Source organism: Cupriavidus sp. SS-3, assembly GCF_035818815.1.
GTDB lineage: Bacteria > Pseudomonadota > Gammaproteobacteria > Burkholderiales > Burkholderiaceae > Cupriavidus > Cupriavidus taiwanensis_C.
Map to the genome: position 1 here is coordinate 159,155 of NZ_JAYLVT010000004.1, position 23,850 is coordinate 183,004.

Annotated in this window: 20 protein-coding genes; 2 read left to right on the forward strand and 18 right to left on the reverse strand. The window is 69.3% G+C overall.

Annotated elements, in window-relative coordinates:
* Nucleotides 1-3: 3 nt before the first annotated feature.
* From U9J39_RS08525 to U9J39_RS08590, 14 genes are all read right to left on the reverse strand, one after another.
* Nucleotides 4-447, reverse strand: coding sequence for a hypothetical protein (locus U9J39_RS08525; protein WP_115709748.1), 444 nt, complete (start codon nt 445-447; stop codon nt 4-6).
* Entirely contained in the window at nt 437-1,807 is a 1,371-nt protein-coding gene (locus U9J39_RS08530) for a phosphatase PAP2/dual specificity phosphatase family protein (RefSeq protein ID WP_326346916.1), read from the reverse strand. The genes U9J39_RS08525 and U9J39_RS08530 overlap by 11 nt, the downstream gene beginning before the upstream one ends.
* The gene (locus U9J39_RS08535) at nt 1,804-3,573 is read right to left on the reverse strand and encodes a bifunctional alpha/beta hydrolase/class I SAM-dependent methyltransferase (protein WP_326346917.1); all 1,770 of its coding nucleotides are present in this window, start codon (nt 3,571-3,573) and stop codon (nt 1,804-1,806) included. The genes U9J39_RS08530 and U9J39_RS08535 overlap by 4 nt, the downstream gene beginning before the upstream one ends.
* A gap of 6 nt (nt 3,574-3,579) precedes the next feature.
* Complete coding sequence (locus U9J39_RS08540; protein ID WP_116312670.1) at nt 3,580-4,206, reverse strand: CDP-alcohol phosphatidyltransferase family protein; 627 nt, start codon at nt 4,204-4,206, stop codon at nt 3,580-3,582.
* Nucleotides 4,207-4,402: 196 nt separating this feature from the next.
* A complete protein-coding gene (locus U9J39_RS08545) occupies nt 4,403-5,473 on the reverse strand; it encodes a M14 family metallopeptidase (RefSeq protein ID WP_115709754.1) in 1,071 nt (356 codons plus the stop codon).
* 63 nt (nt 5,474-5,536) lie between these two features.
* Nucleotides 5,537-6,301 carry a hypothetical protein gene (locus U9J39_RS08550; protein WP_115680395.1) on the reverse strand — a complete coding sequence of 255 codons (765 nt, stop codon included), beginning with the start codon at nt 6,299-6,301 and terminating at the stop codon, nt 5,537-5,539.
* 76 nt (nt 6,302-6,377) lie between these two features.
* Nucleotides 6,378-7,196, reverse strand: coding sequence for a M55 family metallopeptidase (locus tag U9J39_RS08555; RefSeq protein ID WP_116312672.1), 819 nt, complete (start codon nt 7,194-7,196; stop codon nt 6,378-6,380).
* 1 nt (nt 7,197) lies between these two features.
* Nucleotides 7,198-8,241: a DmpA family aminopeptidase gene (locus U9J39_RS08560; RefSeq protein ID WP_326346918.1), complete on the reverse strand. Its 1,044-nt coding sequence runs from the start codon at nt 8,239-8,241 to the stop codon at nt 7,198-7,200.
* Nucleotides 8,242-8,243: 2 nt separating this feature from the next.
* A complete protein-coding gene (gsiD, locus tag U9J39_RS08565) occupies nt 8,244-9,158 on the reverse strand; it encodes a glutathione ABC transporter permease GsiD (RefSeq protein ID WP_116312674.1) in 915 nt (304 codons plus the stop codon).
* 7 nt (nt 9,159-9,165) lie between these two features.
* The gene (gene gsiC / locus U9J39_RS08570) at nt 9,166-10,086 is read right to left on the reverse strand and encodes a glutathione ABC transporter permease GsiC (protein ID WP_115709763.1); all 921 of its coding nucleotides are present in this window, start codon (nt 10,084-10,086) and stop codon (nt 9,166-9,168) included.
* 154 nt (nt 10,087-10,240) lie between these two features.
* Nucleotides 10,241-11,797, reverse strand: coding sequence for a glutathione ABC transporter substrate-binding protein GsiB (gene gsiB, locus U9J39_RS08575; protein ID WP_116312675.1), 1,557 nt, complete (start codon nt 11,795-11,797; stop codon nt 10,241-10,243).
* A 28-nt stretch (nt 11,798-11,825) separates the two neighbouring features.
* A complete protein-coding gene (locus tag U9J39_RS08580) occupies nt 11,826-13,730 on the reverse strand; it encodes a dipeptide ABC transporter ATP-binding protein (protein ID WP_326346919.1) in 1,905 nt (634 codons plus the stop codon).
* Nucleotides 13,731-13,778: 48 nt separating this feature from the next.
* Complete coding sequence (locus U9J39_RS08585) at nt 13,779-14,750, reverse strand: isoaspartyl peptidase/L-asparaginase family protein (RefSeq protein ID WP_115709768.1); 972 nt, start codon at nt 14,748-14,750, stop codon at nt 13,779-13,781.
* 14 nt (nt 14,751-14,764) lie between these two features.
* Entirely contained in the window at nt 14,765-15,727 is a 963-nt protein-coding gene (locus U9J39_RS08590) for a MurR/RpiR family transcriptional regulator (protein WP_326346920.1), read from the reverse strand.
* Nucleotides 15,728-16,029: 302 nt separating this feature from the next.
* Here U9J39_RS08590 and U9J39_RS08595 point away from each other — a divergent pair, with 302 nt between their 5' ends.
* Nucleotides 16,030-17,964, forward strand: coding sequence for an ATP-binding cassette domain-containing protein (locus tag U9J39_RS08595; RefSeq protein ID WP_116312678.1), 1,935 nt, complete (start codon nt 16,030-16,032; stop codon nt 17,962-17,964).
* A gap of 96 nt (nt 17,965-18,060) precedes the next feature.
* On the opposite strand, the gene U9J39_RS08600 is transcribed toward U9J39_RS08595, so the two are convergent.
* The 4 genes from U9J39_RS08600 to alr form a co-directional block, all read right to left on the reverse strand.
* Entirely contained in the window at nt 18,061-18,546 is a 486-nt protein-coding gene (locus U9J39_RS08600; protein WP_115681454.1) for a disulfide bond formation protein B, read from the reverse strand.
* Nucleotides 18,547-18,716: 170 nt separating this feature from the next.
* The gene (locus U9J39_RS08605) at nt 18,717-19,280 is read right to left on the reverse strand and encodes a GNAT family N-acetyltransferase (RefSeq protein ID WP_116312679.1); all 564 of its coding nucleotides are present in this window, start codon (nt 19,278-19,280) and stop codon (nt 18,717-18,719) included.
* A gap of 3 nt (nt 19,281-19,283) precedes the next feature.
* The gene (radA, locus tag U9J39_RS08610; RefSeq protein ID WP_012352996.1) at nt 19,284-20,645 is read right to left on the reverse strand and encodes a DNA repair protein RadA; all 1,362 of its coding nucleotides are present in this window, start codon (nt 20,643-20,645) and stop codon (nt 19,284-19,286) included.
* A 153-nt stretch (nt 20,646-20,798) separates the two neighbouring features.
* Nucleotides 20,799-21,920, reverse strand: a complete 1,122-nt coding sequence (gene alr, locus U9J39_RS08615) for an alanine racemase (RefSeq protein ID WP_115709776.1) — start codon at nt 21,918-21,920, stop codon at nt 20,799-20,801.
* A 602-nt stretch (nt 21,921-22,522) separates the two neighbouring features.
* Here alr and lplT point away from each other — a divergent pair.
* Nucleotides 22,523-23,842, forward strand: a complete 1,320-nt coding sequence (lplT, locus tag U9J39_RS08620) for a lysophospholipid transporter LplT (protein ID WP_115680407.1) — start codon at nt 22,523-22,525, stop codon at nt 23,840-23,842.
* Nucleotides 23,843-23,850: the final 8 nt, after the last annotated feature.

Sequence of the window (23,850 nt, forward strand, 5' to 3'; positions counted from 1 at the left end):
TGGTTACCTCAGGATCAGCGATAGCAAGGCCAGCAGCAGCTGGCACACGGTCAGCGCGGCGCTGGCGCGCACCAGGCGCAGTGCGCCGCGGGCGCGCTCGGGCAACGGGCGTGCGGCGCGCGCGGCGGGCATCCAGCCCAGTTCGAGCAGCGCGGCATCGAGCCGGGTCAGCTCGGGCTGGTCCGGGGCGCCGGCCGCGAGCGCGCCGAACAGGCGATGGTCGATGGCAACGCGCAGCAGCAGCCACAGCTGCGGCAGCGCCAGCAGCAGCGCCAGCGCCGCCGGCCAGCGCGCGCTTGCGGCGCCCGCACCCAGCACGGCCGCCAGCATGGCCAATGCCAGTCCGGCCGCGCCGAGCCACGCGGCCCCCGCCAGCGCGCCCGTCACGGCGTGCGCAATCCAGGCATCGGTGCGGCGCGCCAGGTCAGCGTCCCGGTCAGCCGCCATCGGCAGGCTCCTGCGTGTCAGCACGGTCGAGGCAATGCTGCAGCGCCGCCGCATGTTCCGGACCGAGCACCACGGCGGGCCGATGCTGGCGCAGCGATGCCAGCGCGGCGCCGGCGTCGCGCTGCCCCTGCCGCCGCGCCAGCCAGGCTGCCGCGACCAGCGCGCTGCGCGAATAGCCCAGCGCGCAGCTCACCAGCACGCGGCGTCCCTGCCGCTGCCAGGCATCGAGCTGCGCCACCGCCTGCGCGAGCTGCTGCGGCGTGGGCACGGTCAGGTCCAGCACCGGTACGCAGCGATACGCCAGGCCGGGCAAAGTGGCCGCGCGCGGCAGCTCGGCGCTGAGGTCGAGCACCGCATCCGCGCCGAGCGCGCGCAGCTCGGACGGCGTCGGGTAGCGTCCCACCCAGACCCCCGGCGCGATCGCGCTGGCCTGCGGCGCGCGCCGCGTCCACCAGCGGGAATTGAGAAAGGCGCCCAGCAGGTAAGGCGCCAGCACCCAGCGCGCGCCCGGCGCCATGATGCCGTCGCCGTCCTTCTGGAACCACGCCGGCGCCGCCAGCGCGTAGATGCGCGCCACGCACGCCAGCGCCAGCGCGGCCCACAGCAGCAGGAACGCCAGCGTCACCGATGCCCCCACCGCGAGCACCGCGCACAACAGGGCCACCAGCGCCCCCACGCCGTAGCGGCGCGACAGCTGCCGCGTGCGTGCATCGGGCGCGCCGGCCGCGGCTGCGGGCAGCCGCATCGGCAACAGGTAGACGCACAGCCAGCCCACCAGCGCGCCGGTGGGCACGTCGATCAGGTGATGCTGCCAGGTGGTCAGCACCGACACCCCGATCAGCGCAAACCAGCCATGCAGCAGCCAGCGCCAGCCGCCGCGCAGATGCGCCGCGAAGGCGACCCACAGGATCACCAGCAGGCTGATATGCAGCGACGGCGCCTGGTTGAACGGCAGGTCGAAGCCGCCCAGCAGCGTGAACAGCTGGCCCGGCAGGCCGTCGGCAGCGGGCCGGGCAAAGCTGAAGCGCAGCGGGAAGGCGATAAAGCACGCCACCGACACCAGCTGCGCCAGCACCAGCCGCTTCACGTGCGTCAGCAGCGCCGCGCGGCTGCGCCACAGGAAGAACGAGATGCCGTACAGCAGGTCGATCGACCAGTACGGCACGATGGTCCAGGGCAGGAATGGAATGCCGCGCTCCCATTCGTAGTAGAACGACGGCACGTCGGCGCGCTGGCTCGCCAGCCAGTTGGCGAAACCATAGCTGGAGAAGAAGAACGCGCCGGCCAGCGCGAGCAGCAGGCAGGCCAGGCCCCACGGCCACCGGGGGTGCGCGGCGGCGCCGGCAGGCACCGTGCTCATGCGCCGCGCCTGCGCGCCAGGCTGACGGTGAAGATGCCCCACGGGTCGATGCGCTGCGTGACCTTGTCGAAGCCCGCGGTCCGCACCAGTTCATCCATCTCGGCCTGCGAGCGGCGCCGCATCACCCAGGCGGCGCCGGCGCGATGGCTGGTCAGCGCGCGCGCGATGAACTCCAGCTGCGGATGCCAGGGCTGGCCGGTATAGACCAGGTAGCCTCCCGGCGGCACCGCGCGCGCCAGGCCATCGAGCGAGCGCCGCACCATGGCGTTGTCGGGAAACAGCTCGTACAGGCCGGACACCACCGCCAGGGTCGGTGGCGGCGCCAGCGCGGCCAGGCTGTCGCCGTCAAAGGCATCACCCTGCTCGAAGCGGGCCACGTGCTGCAGGCCCTTGGCAGCGATCAGCGCACGGCCCTGCTCCACGTTCAGCGCGCTGTAGTCGCGCAGCACGATCGACTCGACCGCGGTCGCGCCGCCCTCCAGCGCGCCCAGTGCTTCGAGCACGTAGCGCCCGTGCCCGGCGGCGATATCGAGCATGCGCACCGGCATGCCGGCCGCGCGCAGGCGCCGCACGGCCTCGGCGATCAGCGCCTCGGCGTGGACCTTGCGCTGGCGGATGCCGCGCCAGCCGATCGCGTCGAGGTATTGCCGGTCGGCCAGCCGGCCCAGCGCGCCGCGGCCGGACGGCGTGTTGCGGTAAACGTAGTCGAGCGTGGAGCCCGAGTCGAAGCCGGTCTCATGGCCCAGCCGCACCCCGTCCGACAGCATCCCGCCCAGCTTCAGGTTGGCCCGCGCCGCGCGCCAGTACCATGCGGCCAGTGCGCCCGGCGCCGACGCGAGCCGGTCCGCCTCCTCGCGGAACGGGCCGATCTGGTCGGCATCCAGCAGCGAGCGCGGCACCGACGGCGTGTCGAATTCGCGCAGGATAAAGCCGCGCGCGGCATCGACTGCCCGCTTGCGGTCGCGCTCGCCCAAGGTGTCGTGGTAGAAACCGTCCAGCACGATGCGTTCCTTGGTGCGCGAACCCAGGCGCTCGAAGAAGCGGTCCTGCGGCCCGCGGTGCACGACCCAGTCGGCGCCGGAGATCAGCAGCTGCGTCGGCACCGTGATGGCGGCCGCATCGGCGACGATGCGCTCGGCGGTTTGGTACAGGTCCAGCAGGATATTGACCGCGATCGGGCGCGTGATCAGCGGATCGCTGTCATAGCTGGCAATGCGCCCGGGATCGTGCGTCAGGAATTTTGCCTTGACGTAGCTGTTGACGAAGAACTTTCCGCGCAGGCGCTGCATCAGCTTCAGCCCCGGCCGCGCGAACGGCACGTAGAGCTTGACCTTGAACGCCGGCGACGCCAGCACCAGCGCGCGGATCGGCGGCGCGTAGTCGTGCACCCAGGTCGCGGCCAGCACCGCGCCGACGCTCTGCGCGATCACCGCGGTGCGTTCCAGCGGGATGCCGTGGACTTCGGCGATATGCGCGGTGAAGGTCTGGATGTCGCGCACCGAATCCGCCAGGCTGGGGCTGTAGCCGCGCTCGCCGGGCGATTGGCCATGGCCGCGCGCGTCCCAGGCGAAGATGTCGTAGCCGGGCAGGTTGAGCTCGTCGGCGAGGTGGGCGACCCGGCCGGAATGCTCGTGGCCGCGGTGGAACAGCACCACGGCGCCGCGCGCGGGGCCCTCCACCGCCGGCCAGTGGCGATAGAACAGCGCCTGGCCGTCATGGGTCTCGAATTGCCGCTGCAGCGGCTGGCGGGTCGACAGTCGGTCCATCTCTCGCTACTCCGCAAGGCGGGACTGCGCCTCGGCAATGCCGCGGCGCACCCGGTTGGCCATGGTCAGCAGCGACAGCAGCGACAGCAGCAGCCACAGCCAGCTGGCGGCCGCGCCGAAGCCCAGCCCCAGGCCGGCCCACAGCGCGATCGCGCCCACCGCGAAGGCGCGGTCACTCTTGCCCAGCGGGCCGTCGTAGCGCCGGCTGGCGCCGGCCAGCGGGCCGATCAGTCCGGCCGCTTCGACCATCAGCGCCAGCAGCGCGAAGGTGCCCACCTGCCCGAGGCTGAAACCGGGCAGCGCGGCCAGCGGCAGGATCAGCGCCAGGTCCGAGACCATGTCGCCAAGCTCGTTCAGGTAGGCGCCCAGCACGCTTTGCTGGCCATGCTCGCGCGCCAGCATGCCGTCGATGGCATTGAGCGCCATGCGCGCGAACAACCACAGGGGAAACAGCAGGAACAGCGCCGGCGTTTCGGCCACCAGCATGGCCAACGCGGCCAGCACGCCGACCGCGAGCGAGCCCGCGGCGGCGGCCAGCGTGACCTGGTTGGCGGTCACGCCGCGCTGGGCCAGGTCTTGCACCATGGGACGCAGCCAGGCCTGGAACCTGGGCTTCAGTTCGTAGAGCGTCATCGCACCGGCCTCCCTGCCGAGCTGATGCCGGAAGCGCTCCGCGCGGCGGTCGCGTCCGTCTTGTTCTTGGTGTTGGTATGGCTCCTGGCCCGGCCGCGGCACGCCCCGGCCAGGGCATGGCGGCAGTGCCTGGCTCGGCACTCTATCGCCAAGCCCGGACAATACCAGATGACGCCTGCTGCCTGAACCCCACTCGCTAGGCCGACGCGATCGTGTTGCGCACGGCGTCGGTCACCTGCGCCACCACGCCGTCGCGCCAGTCGTCGGCATCGCCATAGAAGGCGCGCCACATCGCCTGGCGCACCAGCGCGCGCTGGTTCTCGTCGGCCTCGGGGTGCCGGTGCAGCCAGTGGTCGCCGCGCAGGGCATCCAGCACCTCGCCCACCGGCAGCGTGCCGAACTCCAGCGCGATGCCGGCATAGTCCACCGCCGGCAGGGTCTGCGGCACGGCGTGCCAGGCCAGGCCGGTCAGGTTGGCCGAGGTGGACGAGCCATCGTAGATCGAGGTCACGCGCTCGCCCCAGATGGCGCGCGTGCGCGTGATCGATTCGGGCGTGTCCGGGCCCATGTGGATGGGCTCGCCGTAGCCCCACGGGCCCAGGCCGGTATGGACGTCGATCCAGCGCAGTGCCGCGCGGCCGGCGCCGAAGCGCGCCAGGATGCGGCACAGCGTGTAGTTGCTCCAGGTGGCCTTGTCGCCGCCGTAGAACATGCCGCCCGGATCCTGGTACTGGCCGCTGCTGACCGCGGCCTGGTACCACGCCATGCCGCGCTCGGCCACCGCCTTCATCAGCCGTGCCTGGTCGGCCTCGGACGGCGGCCATTGCGCCGGCAGCAGCAGCGGCGCGATCTCGGCATAGGCGGCGTTATGCGGCAGCGGCTGCGTGAAATCCATGAAATTGCGGTTCAGGTCGACGTTGTCCTCGTTGACCCGGCGCAGATGGGAGAAGCCATAGGGATTGACCGCATGCACCAGCAGCAGGCAGGCATCGGCGGCGGCGCAATCGGCAAGCAGCGCCGCGTCGTGCATCAGCGCCGCCTGCGCCCCGGAGCCGGCAAAGCCCTCGGCACCGTGCGTGCCCGAGGTCACCATGATGCAGCGCCCGGCCTCGGGCGCGCCGGCCAGCGCGACGTCGATCGCCAGGTCTTCGCCGGCACTGCCGCGCCGGGTGGGATGCGGAAATTGCGCCAGCGCGGCGCCGGCGCCGCGGGCGGCGTCCAGGAAGGTCTTGCGCGCTTCGGCGTAGCTGCGAGAAAAATGGCTCATGGCGTCACCCGCGGATGCGATGCAGGCATTAGACGCCAATTCGGCGGGTCTCGCCAGTCGCGGCTAGAACAGCGTCCCGGACTGGAATCTGCCCGCCGCGGCCGGCGGTTCGGCTTCCGGCCCCCAGATGCCGGCCGACGTAAACGCCTGCGGATGCATCGCGATCCCGGCCGCGGCCAGTTGCCCCGCGGTCAGCACCAGGTGCCGCGCCAGCCAGTCATGCAGGCTGCGCAGGAAGCGGATGTTGTCGACGCTGGTGGATGCCGCGATCAGCCGTTCCAGCTTCACATGCGCGGTATAGACGTCGAGCAGGTTGATCGCGCGCAGGCGCGGCGGCGTCGACGGGCTGCGCTCGATCGCCAGGATGCGGCGCACCTGCGCCGGCGCGATGTCACCGCTGCGCTGGTATTGCGCGTAGACGTCCTCGAGCGCCGGGAAGCGCACGGTGGGCTGCACGCGCGGCACCGCGGCCACCTTCTCCATGCGCAGCACCAGGTAGCGGATCGCCGCGGCGTGCTCGGCCGCCCGGGCCTGCGCGGGGTCGCGCCGGCGCGGGCCCGGCGCCGGCTCCGGCCAGGCCGTGCGCGGCACCATGTCGCGTTCGGTATAGTCCGGCACCAGCCCCAGCAAGCCCGGCTGCGCCAGCGCGGCGCGCGCGCAGTCCTCGCCGAACGGGTATTCGTGCCCGGCGGCGTCGCGCAGGATGTAGGCGCGGCCATCCGGAAAGCCGTGATGGCGGCGGCTGGCGCCGCGCGCGTGGCAGCGCGTGGCGGGATCGACGAAGTCCTTGCGTACGGGGATCCAGCCCCCGCCGTGTGCCTGGGTCATGCGTTGCGTATTGCCTGCCTGTTGCTCGACCCGCCATTGTCGCCGATCCGCGCGGCGCGCCCCAGGCGGGGCCGGCCTACTTCAGCATGAACGACATCGCCGACAGGCAGTTCAGCATGCGCACCGCGGCCTGCACCGAATCGGCCTGGAACGACAGCGTCACGCCGTCGCGCCGCTCCAGCGTCGGCCACTGGCAGAACAGGTCGGCGTGCGCCGGCGTCTGCGTCTGCAGCGTGCAGGACACCGGCGCGGCGATGCGCAGGCATTGCGCCTGCGCGCGCCCGCGCACCGCGCTCGCTGCCGCCGCGGCAATGGCTTCGCGCGCGGCCGCCGGCGACAGCGAGGCGCCACTGCCGAAGCCGCCCGCGGTCTTGGTCTCGACATAGCGCACCCACGGCATCAGCGCATGGGTTTCCTGGACGAACACGTCGTCGCCGCTGGCCATCAGCACCGGCACGCCGAACTCGCCGGCCAGCGCCGCGTACAGCCCGGCCTCGCCGAGCTCCTTGCCGTTGAGCCAGACCCGCGCAAAGGCGCTGCTGTTGATGGTGTGCGCCAGCACGCCGCGGCTCTGCGCGCGGCCGTGGTAGCCGATCATCAGCACGCCGTCGACGCCGGCCTCGACCCCCGCCATCATGCCCAGGTAGCGCGGCTTGCCCAGCACCACGCGCGCGCGCGGGTCGAGCTGGTCCGGCAGCAGGTTGCGGAAGCCGCCGTGCGAATCGTTGACCAGCACTTCGGCCGCGCCGCCGGCAAAGGCGCCGTCGATGGCCGCGTTGGCCTCGCCGGTCATCCAGGCGCGGGCGCGTTCGTATTCGCCGTTGCCGGCGCGGGTCTGCTCGGCGTGGAACACGCCGGCGACGCCTTCGATATCGGTGGAAACAAGGATCTTCATCTCAGCTCTGGCGCAGTTCAGGCATCAGGTCGAGCAGCGCGGCGCGGTCGTGGCCGTCGCGGCCCTGCACCGGCGCGGCATGCCACAGGGCATGCAGGATGGCTTGCTCGACGCTGTCCGCGGCGGCACGGAACAGCGGGTCGAGCAGGGTTTCATGCAGCAGCGCCAGTGCCGGCATCGGCCGCGCGGCGTCGTCGGGCACGGTGTACGCCGTCGAGAACGCCAGCGCGATATCGCCCGAGCCATGCCCGAACACCGAACCGGTGCGCGCCAGCCCCGCGCCGGCGCGCAGCGACAGCCGGCGCAGCTGGCGCGCGTCCAGCGGCGCATCGGTGGCCACGATCATGATGATCGAGCCCTTCTCCGGTTGCGCCGCGCTGCCGGGCAGCGCCAGTCGCCGCGCCAGCTCCGGGCCGACCAGCCGGCCGGCCACGGTCAGCGATTCCGGCGTGCCGAAATTGGCCAGCACCAGCGCGCCGACGCAATGGCCGCCCGCCAGGCGCGAAGCCGAGCCGATGCCGCCCTTGACGCCGAACGCCGACATGCCGCGGCCCGCGCCCACTGCACCCTGCGCGACCTCGGGTCCCGCGCCGGCGAGCGCTGCGTCGTAGTGTTGGCCGGCTACGGCCATGCGCTGGATATCGTTCAGGTAGCCGTCATTGCACTCGAACACCAGCGGATTGACCGTGGGCAGCGCACGGCCGATGTCCGGATTGGCCGCCACCGCCGCGCGGATCTGCGCCTGCGCCACCGCGCCGACCGCAAAGGTGTTGGTCAGCGCCACCGGTGTCTCCAGCACGCCCAGCTCGTCCACCTGCACCAGCCCCACGCTCTTGCCAAAGCCATTGAGCACGGTGGCCGCGGCGGGCACCTTGTCGCGGTACGGATCGCCGCCATGCGGGCGGATCACGGTCACGCCGGTCTGCACGCCGCCCGCGGCCAGCGTGCAGTGGCCGACGGTGACGCCGGCGACGTCGGCAAGGCTGTCCAGCGGCCCGGCGGGAAGGCTGCCGACGCGCGGCACGCCCAGGGTGGAAGCAGTCATCTTCAGCGGCGGTCGATCTTGGGGTCGAGCGCGTCGCGCAGGCCGTCGCCCAGCAGGTTGAAGGCCAGCACGGTCAGGAAGATCGCCAGGCTGGGGAAGATCGCCACGTGTGGCGCGGTGACCATGTCGGCGCGCGCCTCGTTGAGCATCGCGCCCCATTCCGGCGTGGGCGGCTGCGCGCCCAGGCCCAGGAACGACAGGCTGGCGGCGGTGATGATCGAGGTACCGATCCGCATCGAGAAATACACCACGATCGACGACACCGTGCCGGGCAGGATATGGCGCATCAGGATGGTCCAGTCCGAAGCGCCGATGCTGCGCGCGGCCTCGACATAGGTCAGCCGCTTGAGCATCAGGGTATTGCCGCGCACCAGCCGCGCGAACGCCGGGATGCTGAAGATGGCCACGGCGAAGATCACGTTGGTCATGCCGTTGCCGAGGATGGCGACGATGCCGATCGCCAGCAGGATGCCCGGGAAGGCGAACAGCACGTCGGAGATGCGCATCACGATGCGGTCCCACCAGCCTTCGTAGTAGCCGGCCAGCAGGCCCAGCACGGTGCCGATCACCGCGCCGATGATCACCGACAGGAAACCCGCCGCCAGCGAGATGCGGGTGCCGGCCAGGATGCGGCTGAAGATGTCGCGGCCGAGCGAATCGACGCCCATCCAGTGCGCGGCCGACGGGCCGGCGTTGAGCGCATCGTAGTCGAAGAAGTTCTCGGGGTCGTACGGCACGATGTGCGGCGCCACGATGGCGATCGCCACCAGCACCAGCACGAACGCGCCGGCGCCCAGCGCCAGGTGCTGCTTGCGGAATTTGCGCCAGAACTCGGTCCAGGGTGTGCGCACGGCTTCCGGCGCGGAGGCGGTAGCGGATGCCGCTGGCGCTGCGGCGGGCGTGGAAAGCTCAGTCATGCCGGCCTCACTTGTAGCGGATGGTGGGATTGATCACGGTGTAGAGCATGTCCACCACCAGGTTGATCAGGATGAATTCGAGCGAGAACAGCAGCACCTCGGCCTGGATCACGGGGTAGTCGCGCATCTCGACGGCATCGACCAGCAGGCGTCCCAGGCCGGGCCAGTTGAAGACTTTCTCGACCACGATCGAGCCGCCCAGCAGGAAGCCGAACTGCAGGCCCATCATGGTCACCACCGGGATCATGGCGTTGCGCAGTCCGTGCTTGGCCACCACCAGGGTCTCGCGCACGCCCTTGGCGCGGGCGGTGCGGATAAAGTCTTCCTGCAGCACCTCGACGAACGAGGCGCGGGTAAAGCGCGCCATCACCGCCGCCACCGCGGCGCCCAGCGTGACCGAGGGCAACACGTAGTGCTGCCAGCTGTCCGCGCCGATCGACGGCAGCCAGCCCAGCTGCACCGAGAACACCTCCATCAGCAGCATGCCCAGCGCGAAGGCCGGGAAGGAAATCCCGGAAACCGCCAGCGTCATGCCGAAGCGGTCCGGCCAGCGGTTGCGCCACACTGCCGAGCCGATGCCGATGGCCATGCCGAACACCACCGCCCACGCCATCGACGCCACCGTCAGCAGCAGCGTCGGCATGAAGCGGTCGCCGATCTCCTCGCTGACCGGGCGCTTGGTGCGCAGCGAATGGCCGAACTCGCCGCGCAGCGCGTTCGAGAAGAAGTTGACGAACTGCTCGTGCAGGGGCCGGTCCAGGCCCAGGTCCTTGCGCACCAGTTCGACCGTGGCCGAGTCAGCCTCCGGACCCGCCGCCAGGCGCGCCGGATCGCCCGGCAGCAGGTGGACGAACAGGAACACCAGCACGGCCACGATCAGCAGCGTGGGGATCACGCCCAGCACGCGTTTGAGGAAGTAATTCAGCATCACACACCATGAAGAAAGGCCGCGGGCCGCCCGCCTGCGAACCCCGCGTCGCGAGGCAGGCGGCCGCTCTCGGCTTACTGCTCTACTGCTCTGTTGGATGGCTGGCCGCGGCGCGCGCGAGCCTGGTGCTGCGCGCCGCCGCGCCTCTCACCCTTCACTGCTTGATATCGATCTCATCGAAATTGAACGACCCGTCCGGCATCACATAGGCGCCGCTCATGCGCTTGCTGCGTGCGAACAGCACCTTCTCGGTCACCAGGAAGGCCCACGGCGCATCCTTCCAGATGCGTTCCTGCGCGTCCTTGTACAGGCGCGCCTTCTCGCCGCGGTCGGTGGTGCGCAGTGCGCCGGCGATGTCCGCGTCGACCTGGTCGTTCTTGTAATAGGCGGTGTTCAGCAGCTTGGGCGGCATCGACTCCGAGGCCAGCAGCGGACGCAGTGCCCAGTCGGATTCACCGGTCGACGACGACCAGCCCACGTAGTAGATGCGCACGCCGGCGTCCTCTGGCTTCGGCACGCTCTCGACCTTCTCCACGCGCTGGCCGGCTTCCAGCGCCTGCACCTGCGCCTTGATGCCGACCTGCTGCAGCTGCTGCTGCACGAACTGGATCACCTTCTGCGCGGTGGTGTGGTTGTAGGCCGACCACAGCGTGGTCTCGAAGCCGTTGGGGTAGCCGGCTTCCTTCAGCAGCGCGCGCGCCTTGGCCGGGTCGTACGGCCATGGGCCCAGCTTCTCGGCATAGTCCACGCCGTGCGGCACCACGCCCTCGGCCGGCACCGCGTAGCCGGCAAAGGCGACCTTGGCCAGTGCCTCCTTGTTGATGGCGTAGTTGATGGCCTGGCGCACCTTGGGGTCGTTGAACGGCTTGACCATGGTGTTCATGGTCAGGTAGCGCTGGATGATCGATGGCGCCGCGATCAGATCCACCTTGGCGCTGCTCTTCAGCACCGCGGCCTGCTCGAACGGGATGCTGAAGGCGAAGTCGGCCTCGCCGGTCTGCATGATGGCGGCGCGCGTGTTGTTGTCGACCACCGGCTTCCAGGTGATGGTGTCGATCTTCGGGTAGCCGGTCTTCCAGTAGCCGGCAAATTTCTTGCCCTTCAGGTGGTCGGGCTGCTTCCACTCGACGAACTCGAACGGGCCGGTGCCGACCGGATGGAAGGCAATGTCCTTGCCATACTTCTGCAGCGCGGCCGGCGAGATCATCACCGCCGACGGATGCGCCAGCACGTTGATGAACGGCGAGAACGGCTCCTTCAGCGTGACCTTGACGGTGTTGGCATCGACCACGTCGGTCCTGGCCACGCGGTTGAACAGCGTGTAGCGCTTGAGCTTGTTGGCCGGGTTGGTGACGCGGTCCAGGTTGGCCTTGACGGCGGCGGCATCAAACGTAGTGCCGTCGTGGAACTTGATGCCCTTCTTCAGCTTGATGGTGTAGACCAGGCCATCCTTGCTGACGTCATGGCTGTCGGCCAGCACGTTGACCAGCTTCATGTCCTTGTCCAGCCCGAACAGGCCCTGGTAGAAGGTCTTGCCGACCGCCTGCGACAGCGTGTCGTTGGAATCGTACGGGTCCAGCGTGGTGAACGTGGAAGCGACCGCCATCACCGCGTCCTTGGCGGCAAAGGCGGACACCGGCGCCAGCGCGCCCACCGCGCCAGCCATAAGCAGCCCGGCCAGCAGCCTGGGCGAAACCATCCGTGCAGACATCTCGATTCTCCTTGGATTGACTTCCGTTTCAGTAGGCGCCGCCAACGGCGTGCCGCGCAACAAAATGGCCGAGCGCACCGCTGCCCGCGACCTGCACCAGCGGCTGCACCACCGGCTCGTCGCCGACCGCGCGGATCGGGCTGGGGATCTCGTCGTTGAGCGGCTCGCGCCGCAGGTGGCGCCGCGCCGGGTCGGCGATCGGCACCGCCGACATCAGCTTCTTCGTGTACGGATGCTGCGGGTTCTCGAAGATCGCGCGGCGCGGGCCGATTTCGACGATCTGGCCCAGGTACATCACCGCGACGCGGTGGCTGACGCGCTCCACCACCGCCATGTCGTGCGAGATAAACAGGAAGGCGATGCCGAGCTCGCGCTGCAGGTCCAGCATCAGGTTGACGATCTGCGCCTGGATCGACACGTCGAGCGCCGACACCGACTCGTCCGCCACCACCACCTTGGGGTTCAGCGCCAGCGCGCGCGCAATGCAGATGCGCTGGCGCTGGCCGCCGGAAAACTCGTGCGGATAGCGCGCCGCGTGCGACGGGTCCAGCCCCACCTTGTCGAGCAGCCACGCCACGCGCTGCTCGGCCTCCTTGCCGCTGGCGACCTTGTGCACCAGCAGCGGCTCCATGATCGAATAGCCGACCGGCACGCGCGGATCGAGCGAGGCGAACGGGTCCTGGAAGATGAACTGGATATTGCGGCGCAGGGTCTGCAGCGCCGGCCCTTCCATCTTGCTGATGTTCTGCCCGTTGAATTCGATGGTGCCGCTCTGGCTTTCCACCAGGCGCAGCAGCGAGCGGCCGGTGGTGGACTTGCCGCAACCGGATTCCCCCACCAGTGCCAGCGTCTCGCCGGGATAGAGGTCGAAGCTGACCTGCTCGACCGCATGCACGCGCCGCGTGACGCGGCCGAACAGGCCGCCGGGCACGTCGAAACGCGTGACCAGGTCCTGCACCCGCAGGATCGGCGCCACGCCGGGGGCCACCGTATCCTGCGGCGCGGCCGCCTCGGGGCTGGCGCTGTCCAGGCGCAGCAGCGGGAACTTGGCCGGCAGGTCGGTGCCGCGCATGGCGCCCAGGCGCGGCACCGCCGACAGCAGCGCGCGCGTGTACGGATGCGCCGGCGCGCGGAACACGTCGTCGGAGGTGCCCTCTTCCACCTTCTCGCCGCGGTACATCACCAGCACGCGGTCTGCCACTTCGGCGACAACGCCCATGTCGTGGGTGATGAACACCACGCCCATGTGCATCTCGGCCTGCAGGCTGCGCATCAGCTGCAGGATCTCGGCCTGGATGGTCACGTCCAGCGCCGTGGTGGGCTCGTCTGCGATCAGCAGCGCGGGCTTGCACGACAGCGCCATCGCGATCATCACGCGCTGGCGCATGCCGCCGGAAAGCTGGTGCGGATAGCGCTCGAGCACGCGGCGCGCTTCCGGGATGCGCACCAGCTCCAGCATGCGCAGCGCCTCGGCCCGTGCCGCCGCGCGGCTCTTGCCCTGGTGCAGGCGGATCGATTCCGCGATCTGCTCGCCCACCGGGAACACCGGGTTGAGCGAGGTCATCGGCTCCTGGAAGATCATCGCCACGTCGGCGCCGCGCACGCTGCGCAGGGTGGCGTTGTCGGTGCGCGCGAGGTCGATCACCTCGCCGCCGCGCCGGCGCAGCGCCATGCTGCCCGTCGCGATCTTGCCACCGCCATGCTCGACCAGCCGCATCAGCGCCAGCGAGGTCACCGACTTGCCCGAGCCCGACTCGCCCACCACCGCCAGCGTCTCGCCGCGATCGACATGGAAAGACAGGTTGCGCACGGCCTCGACAGTGCGCTCCGACGTGGCGAAGCGCACGCTGAGCCCGTCCACCTGGACGACGCGTTCGGGCGGCAGGACGATGCCGGAAGCGGGAACGCGCGCTGGCGCTGGGGTAGTGACCACGGGTACTCCTTGTATGGCGGGATGCGGGACGGCCTGGCAGGCGGCGCGTCAGCCGTAGATCGACACGTCGACGGCCTCGCCCACCCGGGCGACACCGCGGTACATGCCTTCGGTGTTGAAGGGCAGCGTGACGTTGCCGGCCCGGTCCACCGCGATCAGGCCACCGCGGCCCTGGATCGCGGGCAGCTTTTCCATCACGACGCGCCGCGCCGCCTCGTCGAGCGGCAGGCCGGCATAGCGCATCTGCGCCGCGACGTCGTGCGCGGCCACGGTGCGGATAAACATTTCGCCGGTGCCGGTGGCGGACACCGCCGCGACATCGTCGGCATAGCAGCCGGCGCCGATCAGCGGGGTATCGCCGACGCGGCCCACCTGCTTGTTGGTGACGCCGCCGGTGGACGTGGCCGCCGCGAGATTGCCACGGCTGTCGCAGGCGACCGCGCCCACGGTGCCGAACTTGCTGTCGGGATCGATCGGTTCCGTGCCGCGCGCCTGCTGCGCGGCCAGCGTCGCGGCGTCGTGGTCGAGCAGCGCCATGCCGGCGTTGCCGCGCGCACGCTGCCACTGGTCGTGGCGGGCGTGGGTGAAGTAGTACTCCGGCGCTACCAGCTCCAGCCCCTGCGCCTGCGCGAAGGCCTCGGCGCCGGCGCCGGCAAACAGCACATGCTCGCTGTGCTCCAGCACCGCGCGCGCGGCCAGCACCGGGTTGCGCAGGCGCGTGACGCAGGCCACCGCGCCGGCATTGAGGGTGGCACCATCCATTACCGCCGCATCCAGTTCATAGGTGCCGGCATGGGTCAGCACGGCGCCCTTGCCGGCGTTGAACAGCGGGCATTCTTCGAGCAGGCGCACCGCCTCGGTGACGGCGTCGAGCGCGCTGCCGCCATCGGCCAGGATGCGCTGGCCGGCTTGCAGCACGTGTTGCAGCGCTTCGATGTATTCGCGTTCGCGGGCCGCATCCATCGCCGCGCGGGTGATGGTGCCGGCGCCGCCGTGGATGGCAATGACAGCTGCTTGCATAAGGAGACTTGGACTCAGGACTTGCGGGTGTTGGACGACCGCGCGCGGCGCGCGCCGGTCTTGGCTTCGGTGGGTTGCACTGGCATCGGCGCGGACCGGCGCGCGGGCTCGGCCTCGGGCGTGCCATATAGCCACGGCAGCAGGAATTCGGTCATTTCGGCGGCGGCCTTGACCGGGCGTTCGGCCCGGTGCGCCACCGCGCCGCACAGCGCCTCGATCAGCGCCAGCACGGTGGCATCCGAGTTGGCCGAGAGCCGGTTGCCGGCCTGCGCATACAGCGCGATATCGGCCAGCGGCGCCAGCGGCGAGGTCGGGCCGTCGGTCAGCGCCAGCACCTGGCCGCCGTGCGCCTTGACGCGCTGGGCCAGTTCGATGGAATCGGTCACATAGCGCGGGAAGGCGATCACGATCAGCAGGTCGCTCGGCTGCAGCTTGAACAGCTGGCGCGCCGCGTGCGAGGCCCCGCCCGCACCGGCGACCGAGGTCACCATGCGGCAATGCATTTCCAGGCCGTGCTGCAGCAGTCCCGCCAGGAAGCCGCTGGCGCCGAAGCCCGCCACGTAGACGCGCTGCGCCCCAAGGATGGCCGAAACCGCGCGCTCGCACGCCTGCGCATCGATGCCGCGCCGCGTGGCTTCGGCATTGGCGGCCGCGTCCTCGAGCGAGGCGGCGAACACTTCAGCCACGGTGGCGGGTCGTTCCAGCTCGCTGCGCAGCCGCTCCACCGGCGCCAGCGTGGCTTCGAAACCGCGCACCAGCTCGGCCCGGAACTGCGGATAGCCATCGAAGCCGAGTGCGCGGGCAAAGCGGTTGGCCGTCGCCACCGACACCTCCACCGCCGCGGCGAATTCGTCGATGCGCATGGTCGCTGCGCGAAACAGGTTGGCCAGCACGTATTCCGCCATGCGGCGGTGCGCCGGCGTCAGCGACGGCAGGCTGCGTGCAATGCGGTCCGAGATCGAATGGCCAATGGGCATGGTGGAAGCGGTTGATCGACAGCGCATCAGGGTGCGCGTCGTTGTGAAAATGAATTTACACGCAACCGACTTCCAAGAAAATAGAGTTTTTCCAGACCAAGGGTAATCCCTAGATCCACCGTCTTTCGCGGCACTTTCACGGTGCATGTATCGACGCGCTTCGACCCGCCTTGGCGCACCCCTTGCACCGGCACGGCGTGCGCCGCACCGGAAACGCTACAATGCGGGCCAGCGCCACAGCGCCGGCCCCGGCCCGCGTTCACGGCGCTTTTTCTGTTTTTCACTCAGGCATTTCCCCTCTCGTGATCCGAATCGACCAGCTAGTCCTTCAGCGCGGCACCAAGGTGCTGTTCGACCACACCAGCGTGACGCTCAACCCGGGCGAGCGCGTGGGCCTCGTCGGCGCCAACGGCAGCGGCAAGTCGACGCTGTTCGCGCTGCTGCGCGGCGAACTGCATCCGGACGGGGGCGATGTCAGCGTGCCGGCGCAGTGGCGCGTCGCCCACGTGGCGCAGGAAACGCCGGCGGTCAGCCGCACCGCGGTGGACTACGTGATCGACGGCGACACCCGGCTGCGCGAGATCGAGGCCGCGATTGCCGCGGCCCAGGCCAGCGGCGACGGCAGCGCCGAAGGCGAAGCCCATGCCGCCTATGCCGACGCCGACGGCTATACCGCGCCGGCGCGCGCCGAGGCCCTGCTGCTGGGCCTGGGCTTCACGCTGGCGCAGGTGTCGCAGCCGGTGGCATCGTTTTCCGGCGGCTGGCGCATGCGCCTGAACCTGGCGCAGGCGCTGATGTGCCCGTCAGACCTGCTGCTGCTCGACGAACCGACCAACCACCTGGACCTGGACGCCATCGTCTGGCTGGAAGACTGGCTGGCGCGCTACCCGGGCACGCTGGTGATGATCTCGCACGACCGCGAATTCCTCGACGCGATCTGCAATGTCACGGTGCATATCGAGAACCAGCAGTTGCGCCGCTACGGCGGCAACTACACGCTGTTCGAGACCCTGCGCCTGCAGCAGATGGCGCAGCAGCAGGCCGCCTACGTGCGCCAGCAGAAGGAAATCGCGCACCTGGAATCGTTCATCACCCGCTTCAAGGCCAAGGCCACCAAGGCACGCCAGGCGCAGAGCCGGGTCAAGGCGCTGGAAAAGATGGAGCGCCTGGCGCCGGTGCACGTCGCCGCCGGCTTTGCCTTCGAGTTCCGCGAGCCCGATGCCGCGCCCAATCCGATGATGGTGCTCGACGGCGTCGATTGCGGCTACGCCGAAGCCGATCCGCCCGTCACCATCCTGCACAACCTGGCGCTGTCGATCCAGAACGGCCAGCGCATCGGCCTGCTGGGCGCGAACGGCCAGGGCAAGTCGACGCTGGTCAAGACCCTGGCCGGCACCCAGGATCCGCTCACGGGCAACCTGCGCCTGGGCAAGGGCCTGCAGATCGGCTACTTCGCCCAGCACCAGCTGGAAACGCTGCGCGACCACGACTCCGCGCTGCAGCACCTCGCGCGCCTGGCGCCCGACGTGCGCGAGCAGGAGCTGCGCGACTTCCTCGGCAGCTTCAACTTCCGCGGCGACATGGCGACCACGCCGATCGAGCCCTTTTCCGGCGGCGAAAAGGCCCGGCTGGCGCTGGCCCTGATCGTCTGGCAGAAGCCCAACCTGCTGCTGCTCGATGAACCGACCAACCACCTCGACCTCGACACGCGCGAGGCGCTGACCATGGCGCTGGCGCAGTTCGAAGGCACGCTGATCCTGGTCTCGCACGACCGGCACCTGCTGCGCGCCACCGCCGACCAGTTCATGCTGGTCGCCGACGGCACCATCCGGCCGTTCGACGGCGACCTCGACGACTACCGCGACTGGCTGCTGCAGCAGGCCGCGGCCAAGCGCAATGCCGCCACCGCCGCGCACCAGGCGGAAAACGCCGGCGAGGCCGCGGCTGCGGTCAACCGCAAGGACCAGCGCCGCGCCGAGGCCGACGAGCGCCAGCGCTTGTCGGCGCTGCGCAAGCCGCTGACCAAGGAGCTGGAAAAGGTCGAGAAGCGGATGGCGGTGCTGCAGACTGCCCGGGAGGAGATCGACCGGTTCATGGCCGACGAAGCCAGCTATGCCGAGGCCAACAAGATGAAGCTGATGGAAATGCTCAAGCGCCAGGGCGAGGTCAACGGCGAACTGGAGACGCTGGAAGAGAAGTGGCTGGAGCTGCAGGAGCAGATCGAGCAGATTGCGTGATCGGATTCGGCTTCGAGTCCCCTCCCTTGCATCACCGCAAAAGAGAAACGGCGCCGACGGCGCCGTTTCTCTTTATATCGTTCGCTTATCCCGGGCTCAGCGGAAATTCTTCTCCCTCCGGATCAGCCCCACCGCCAGCGTCAGCGTCAGCACAAACAGCCAGATCAGCGACCATGCCGGCACCGACAGCCCCAGCACCGGCGGCAGCGGCGCGGTGCACAGGCCGTCGGAGTAGAACAGCTGCGGCAGCACCTTGGCAGTGGGCAGCGCATTGACCCAGTTCTCGAGCGGATCGATGCCGCACGAGGCCTTGGGATTGAGCAGCAGCGACACGTGATAGACCGCGACCGCGATGCCGGCGATGCCGGACAGCATGCCCAGGCCCTGCCACAGCGAGCGCGTGTTCTGCGCCACCGCGGCCAGCAGCGAGAACAGGCCGATGCCGATAAAGGCGAAGCGCTGCATCACGCACAGCGGACAAGGCTGGTAGCCCTTTTCGATCTGCAGGTAGAGCGCGACGCCGACCAGGGCGAAGGAGACGATGGCAATCAACAGGAAATAGGCGCGGGAATTGGCTTGCATCATTGGAACTCAGGTGATCCGGTAAATCGTTGCCGTCAGTGCGAGGGCGCGGCTGTGCTGCGCATTATTACCGATTTTGCCGCGCCTGCCGTCGGCGCCACATCCGCCGTCACATGCGGCGCCACATGCGGCGCCGGCCTGCTGACCCGCGGCGGATCGACGCATCGGCATCACGTGCCCGCTGCCTGCCACGCCGCGCGCGGCAGGCGGTACAGGCAATGCGGCCGCAACGGGTGTGCCGGCGGCAATGCGGGATGGTCGAAGCCCTCGGCATCCTGGCGCATGCCGAGCCGTTCCATCACCGCCCGCGAGCGGGCATTGGCGAGCGTGGTGAAGGCGACGATCTCTTCCAGCGCCAGGCGGCCGAAGCCATAAGCGAGCGCGCCGCGCGCCGCCTCGGTGGCGTAGCCGTGGCCCCAGGCCGGCCGCGCCAGCCGCCAGGCGATCTCCACGCACGGCGCGAACGGCAGCGCGGCGGCCGGCTCGTGCAGTCCGACGAAGCCCAGGAAGGCATCGTCCGCGCTTCGTTCGACCACCCAGACGCCCCACCCCCTGTCCGCGATCAGGCCGCGGCAGCGCGCGGCCATCGCATCGCTTTCGGCGCGCGTCAGCGGTGCCGGGAAATAGCGCATCACCTGCGCATCGGCATTGAGCGCGGCAAACGGCGCATAGTCTTCATCGCGCCACTGGCGCAGCCGCAAGCGGCTGGTCTCGAAAGCGATGCCGGTGTCCATGGCTCAGTCCAGGTGGCGCACGCGGTCGATGGCCTGCTCGATGCGCTCCACCGCGATCACTTCGAGCCCGTCGATCTTCTGCTTGGGCGCGTTGGCCTTCGGGATCACGGCCAGCGTAAAGCCCAGCTTGGCGGCTTCCTTCAGGCGCTCCTGCCCGCGCGGGCTGGGGCGGATCTCGCCGGCCAGCCCCACTTCGCCGAACACCACCAGGCCGCGCGGCAGCGGCTTGTTGCGCATCGACGAGTGGATCGACAGCAGCACCGCCAGGTCCGCCGCGGGTTCGGTGATCTTGACCCCGCCCACCGCGTTCAGGAACACGTCCTGGTCGAAGCAGGCGATGCCCGCGTGCCGGTGCAGCACCGCCAGCAGCAGGGCCAGCCGGTTCTGCTCCAGCCCCACTGCCAGCCGGCGCGGGTTGGGCACGTGCGCGGTATCGACCAGCGCCTGGATTTCCACCAGCAGCGGCCGCGTGCCTTCCTGCGTCACCAGCACGCACGAGCCCGGCACGGTCTCTTCATGCTGCGACAGGAACAGCGCCGACGGATTGCTGATGCCGCGCAGGCCACGCTCGGTCATGGCGAACACGCCCAGCTCGTTGACCGCGCCGAAGCGGTTCTTGAAGGCGCGGATCAGCCGGTGCGAAGAATGGGTATCGCCTTCGAAATACAGCACCGTATCGACGATATGCTCGAGCACGCGCGGCCCCGCCAGGCTGCCCTCCTTGGTCACGTGACCGACCAGGATGATGGTGGTGCCGCTGCTCTTGGCGATGCGCGTGAGCTGCGCCGCGCATTCGCGCACCTGCGCCACCGACCCCGGCGCCGAGGTCAGGGCCTCGGAATACAGCGTCTGGATCGAATCGATCACCGCAACCTCGGGCTTTTCCACTTCCAGCGTGGCCTGGATCTTCTCCAGCTGGATTTCGGCGAGCAGCCCCAGCGACGGGCTTTCCACGCCCAGGCGCTGCGCCCGCAGCGCGATCTGCGCGCCGGATTCCTCGCCGCTGACGTAGAGCACGCGGCGTTGTCCGGCCAGGTTGGCCAGCGCCTGCAGCAGCAGCGTGGACTTGCCGATACCGGGATCGCCGCCGATCAGCACCACGCCGCCCGACACCAGGCCGCCGCCCAGCACCCGGTCGAACTCGTCGATGCCGCTGGAAAAGCGCGGCACGTCGGCGGCTTCGATCTCGGCCAGCTTGCGCACCGTGGCCGATGCCGCCAGCGGCTGGAAGCGCTTGTTCGCGGCGGATTCCGCCACGGTCTCCACCAGCGTGTTCCACTGCTGGCAATGCGGGCACTGGCCGGCCCAGCGCGGCGTGGTGCCGCCGCATTCGGTACAGGTATAGACAGTCTTGCTCTTGGCCAACGGAGGTCCTTGCAGAAAGAATCGGGCCGGGCCGGAAACGACCCGGCCCGCGGAGGTAGTGCAGTGGGCTTGGCGGCCTGGGGACGCGTGCAGAGCGTAACCGTGCGGCGCTGCGCCCGCACCGTGCTGCCTAGGTAAGCACGTCAGGCCACATCAGGCGATCGCAGGCGCGGCGCTGTCCGATGCGGTGATGGTCGCCACCGTGGTCGGCACGCGCGGCGCCAGCGCGCACATCAGCTCGTAGCCGACCGTGCCGCTGGCCTGCGCCACCTCGTCGATCGGCAGGCCCTGGCCCCACAGCGTGACCGGGCTGCCGACGCGCGCCTTCGGGCACGGCGTCAGGTCGACGCACAGCATGTCCATCGATACGCGCCCGACCAGTTCGGTGCGCACGCCGTCGACCAGCACCGGCGCACGCTGCTCGCCCCAGCCCGAGGCGTGGCGCGGGTAGCCGTCGGCATAGCCGCAGGCGACCACGCCGATGCGCATCGGCCGCTCCGCGGTGAAGAGCGAACCATAGCCGACGGTATCGCCCGGCTGCAGGTCCTGCACCGCGATCAGCTCGCTGTGCAGCGACATCGCCGGCTGCAACCCGGTGCCGGCGATATCGGCATCGCGGCCGGTGGGCGAGGCGCCGTACAGGATGATGCCGGGGCGCACCCAGGCGCGGTGTGCCTGCGGATGCCACAGCACCGCGGCGGAATTCGACAGGCTGGCCTCGCCCGGCAGGTTGGCGGTGGCGACGTCGAAGGCCTCGACCTGGTGGGCGATGCCGCGCGGGCCGTCGGCATCGGAGAAATGCGTCATATGGACGATGCTGCCCACGCACGGCATGGCGCGCGCGCGCTCCCAGGCGGCGCGGTATTCCGCCGGATGGAAGCCGAGCCGGTTCATGCCGGTGTTGAGCTTGAGCTGGATCGCCAGCGGGCCCTTGGGGCGCGCGCTTTCCAGCATGCGCAGCTGCTCGTCGCAGTGGATCGCGGTAGTCAGCCGGTATTGCTCGATCAGGGCGATGTCCTGCGGCTGGAAGAAGCCCTCCAGCAGCAGGATCGGGCCCTGCCAGCCGAGATCGCGCAGCAGCACGGCCTCATTCAGGTCCAGCAGCCCGAAGCCATCGGCACCACGCAGTGCAGCAAAGACGCGGCGGATGCCGTGGCCGTAGGCGTTGGCCTTGACCACCGCCCAGACGCGCGAGTCAGGCGCCTTGCGGCGGATCGCGTCGAGATTGTTGGCCAGGGCGGGTTGGTGGATGACGGCTTGGATCGGTCTTGGCATTGGAAGTCACATCAGGGTAGCGGACAAAGCCGGCAGCAGCGCGGGCGGCTTATGCGCTCGGCGGGCTGGAGGGACGGCTCTGTCTCAGTATCGATGGCGCAAACGTCACCTGTCGGTGTGCCGCAGCACGGACCGGCGACCCATGCGGGCGACGGCTGCGCGACGGTTGTGGTGACGGATATGCGGGATGCCCTCAATTGGCACGCCCAGGTATCCCAGTCACCATATCTCGCCGGGCGCACACCAGATCAGGGAAAGACCGGTCCGGCGGGCCGCGGTGGCAGCCGTTATTTGAACACATTCGGATGCTGTTGCCGGGGGTCATCGGGGAATCGGCAAGGCAATTTGCGGTCAAAAAGAGCCGTTGCCGGGGTTCGGGAATGTCATGTTTTCGTGATATAAAGCCGGACGCTCCGGCCATGTTCTAAAAGCGAAGCATTATGTCAATGACTGTCAGGCAGGCCTCACGGCGCCGCAGCGCAGCACCTACGACACAATTCGACACGGCCGCGGCACAAGGTTCCCTGCAAACCATGGCCTCTGCGGCCGGCACCAGCCTGCCTACCCTGAATGGAGCGCGCGATGGAGAGAAAGTCGACAGCATGAAGAAGGGTTTTTACACCATCATGGCCGCGCAGTTTTTTTCCTCGCTGGCCGACAATGCCTTACTGATCGCCGCCATCGCCCTTCTCACCGAATTGCATTCCCCGCAGTGGATGACCCCGCTGCTCAAGCTGTTCTTCGTTCTCTCCTACGTCATTCTTGCCGCCTTCGTCGGCGCCTTCGCCGACTCGATGCCCAAGGGTCGGGTGATGCTCATCACCAACGCCATCAAGGTGGTCGGCTGCGCCATCATGATGTTCGGGCTGCATCCGCTGCTGGCCTACGGCGTGGTCGGCTTCGGCGCCGCGGCGTATTCGCCCGCCAAGTACGGCATCCTGACCGAGCTGCTGCCGCCCGAAAAGCTGGTGATGGCCAATGGCTGGATCGAGGGCCTGACGGTCGGTTCGATCATCCTGGGCACGGTGGTGGGTGGCGCGCTGATCTCGGTGCATGTGTCCGGGCTGCTGCTGCGCCTGGACGTGCCTTTCATCAATACCGGCATCGACACGCCGGCCGAGGCCGCGATGGTGGTGATCATGCTGTTCTATGTGATCGCTTCGCTGTTCAACCTGTTTATCCCCGACACCGGCGCGCGCTATCCGGCGCAGGAAAAGAACCCGATCAAGCTGATCGCCGAGTTCGGCGACTGCTTCCTGGCGCTGTGGCGCGACAAGCTGGGCCAGATCTCGCTGGCGGTGACCACGCTGTTCTGGGGCGTGGGCGCGACGCTGCAGTTCATCGTGCTGAAATGGGCCGAGAAATCGCTGGGCCTGAACCTGTCCCAGGGCGCGCTGCTGCAGGCTGTGGTGGCGGTGGGCGTGGCCGTGGGCGCAATCCTGGCGGCGGCGCGCATCCCGCTGCGCAAATCGCTGTCGGTGCTGCCGTTCGGCGTGGCGATGGGCGCCACGGTGATGCTGATGGCGTTCTACACCAAGGACGCGATGCCGCAGGTCACGCTCGACGTGCTCGGCCTGCACATGCCGCTGTACATGGCCATCGCCTACGTTTTCCTGATGCTGGTGGGCGCGATGTCGGGATATTTCGTGGTGCCGATGAACGCGCTGCTGCAGCACCGCGGCCATGTGCTGCTGTCGGCCGGGCACTCGATCGCGGTGCAGAACTTCAATGAAAACGTCTCGGTGCTGCTGATGCTGTGCCTGTACGCGCTGCTGATCAAGCTCAACGTGCCGATCGGCGTGGTCATCATCGCGCTGGGGCTGTTTATCTGCGTGACCATGGCGCTGGTGCTCAAGCTGCACAAGTACAACGTGCGCACCTTCAACTCGCTGGCGATGATCGGCGAGGACAAGCACCATTAGCACCCTCA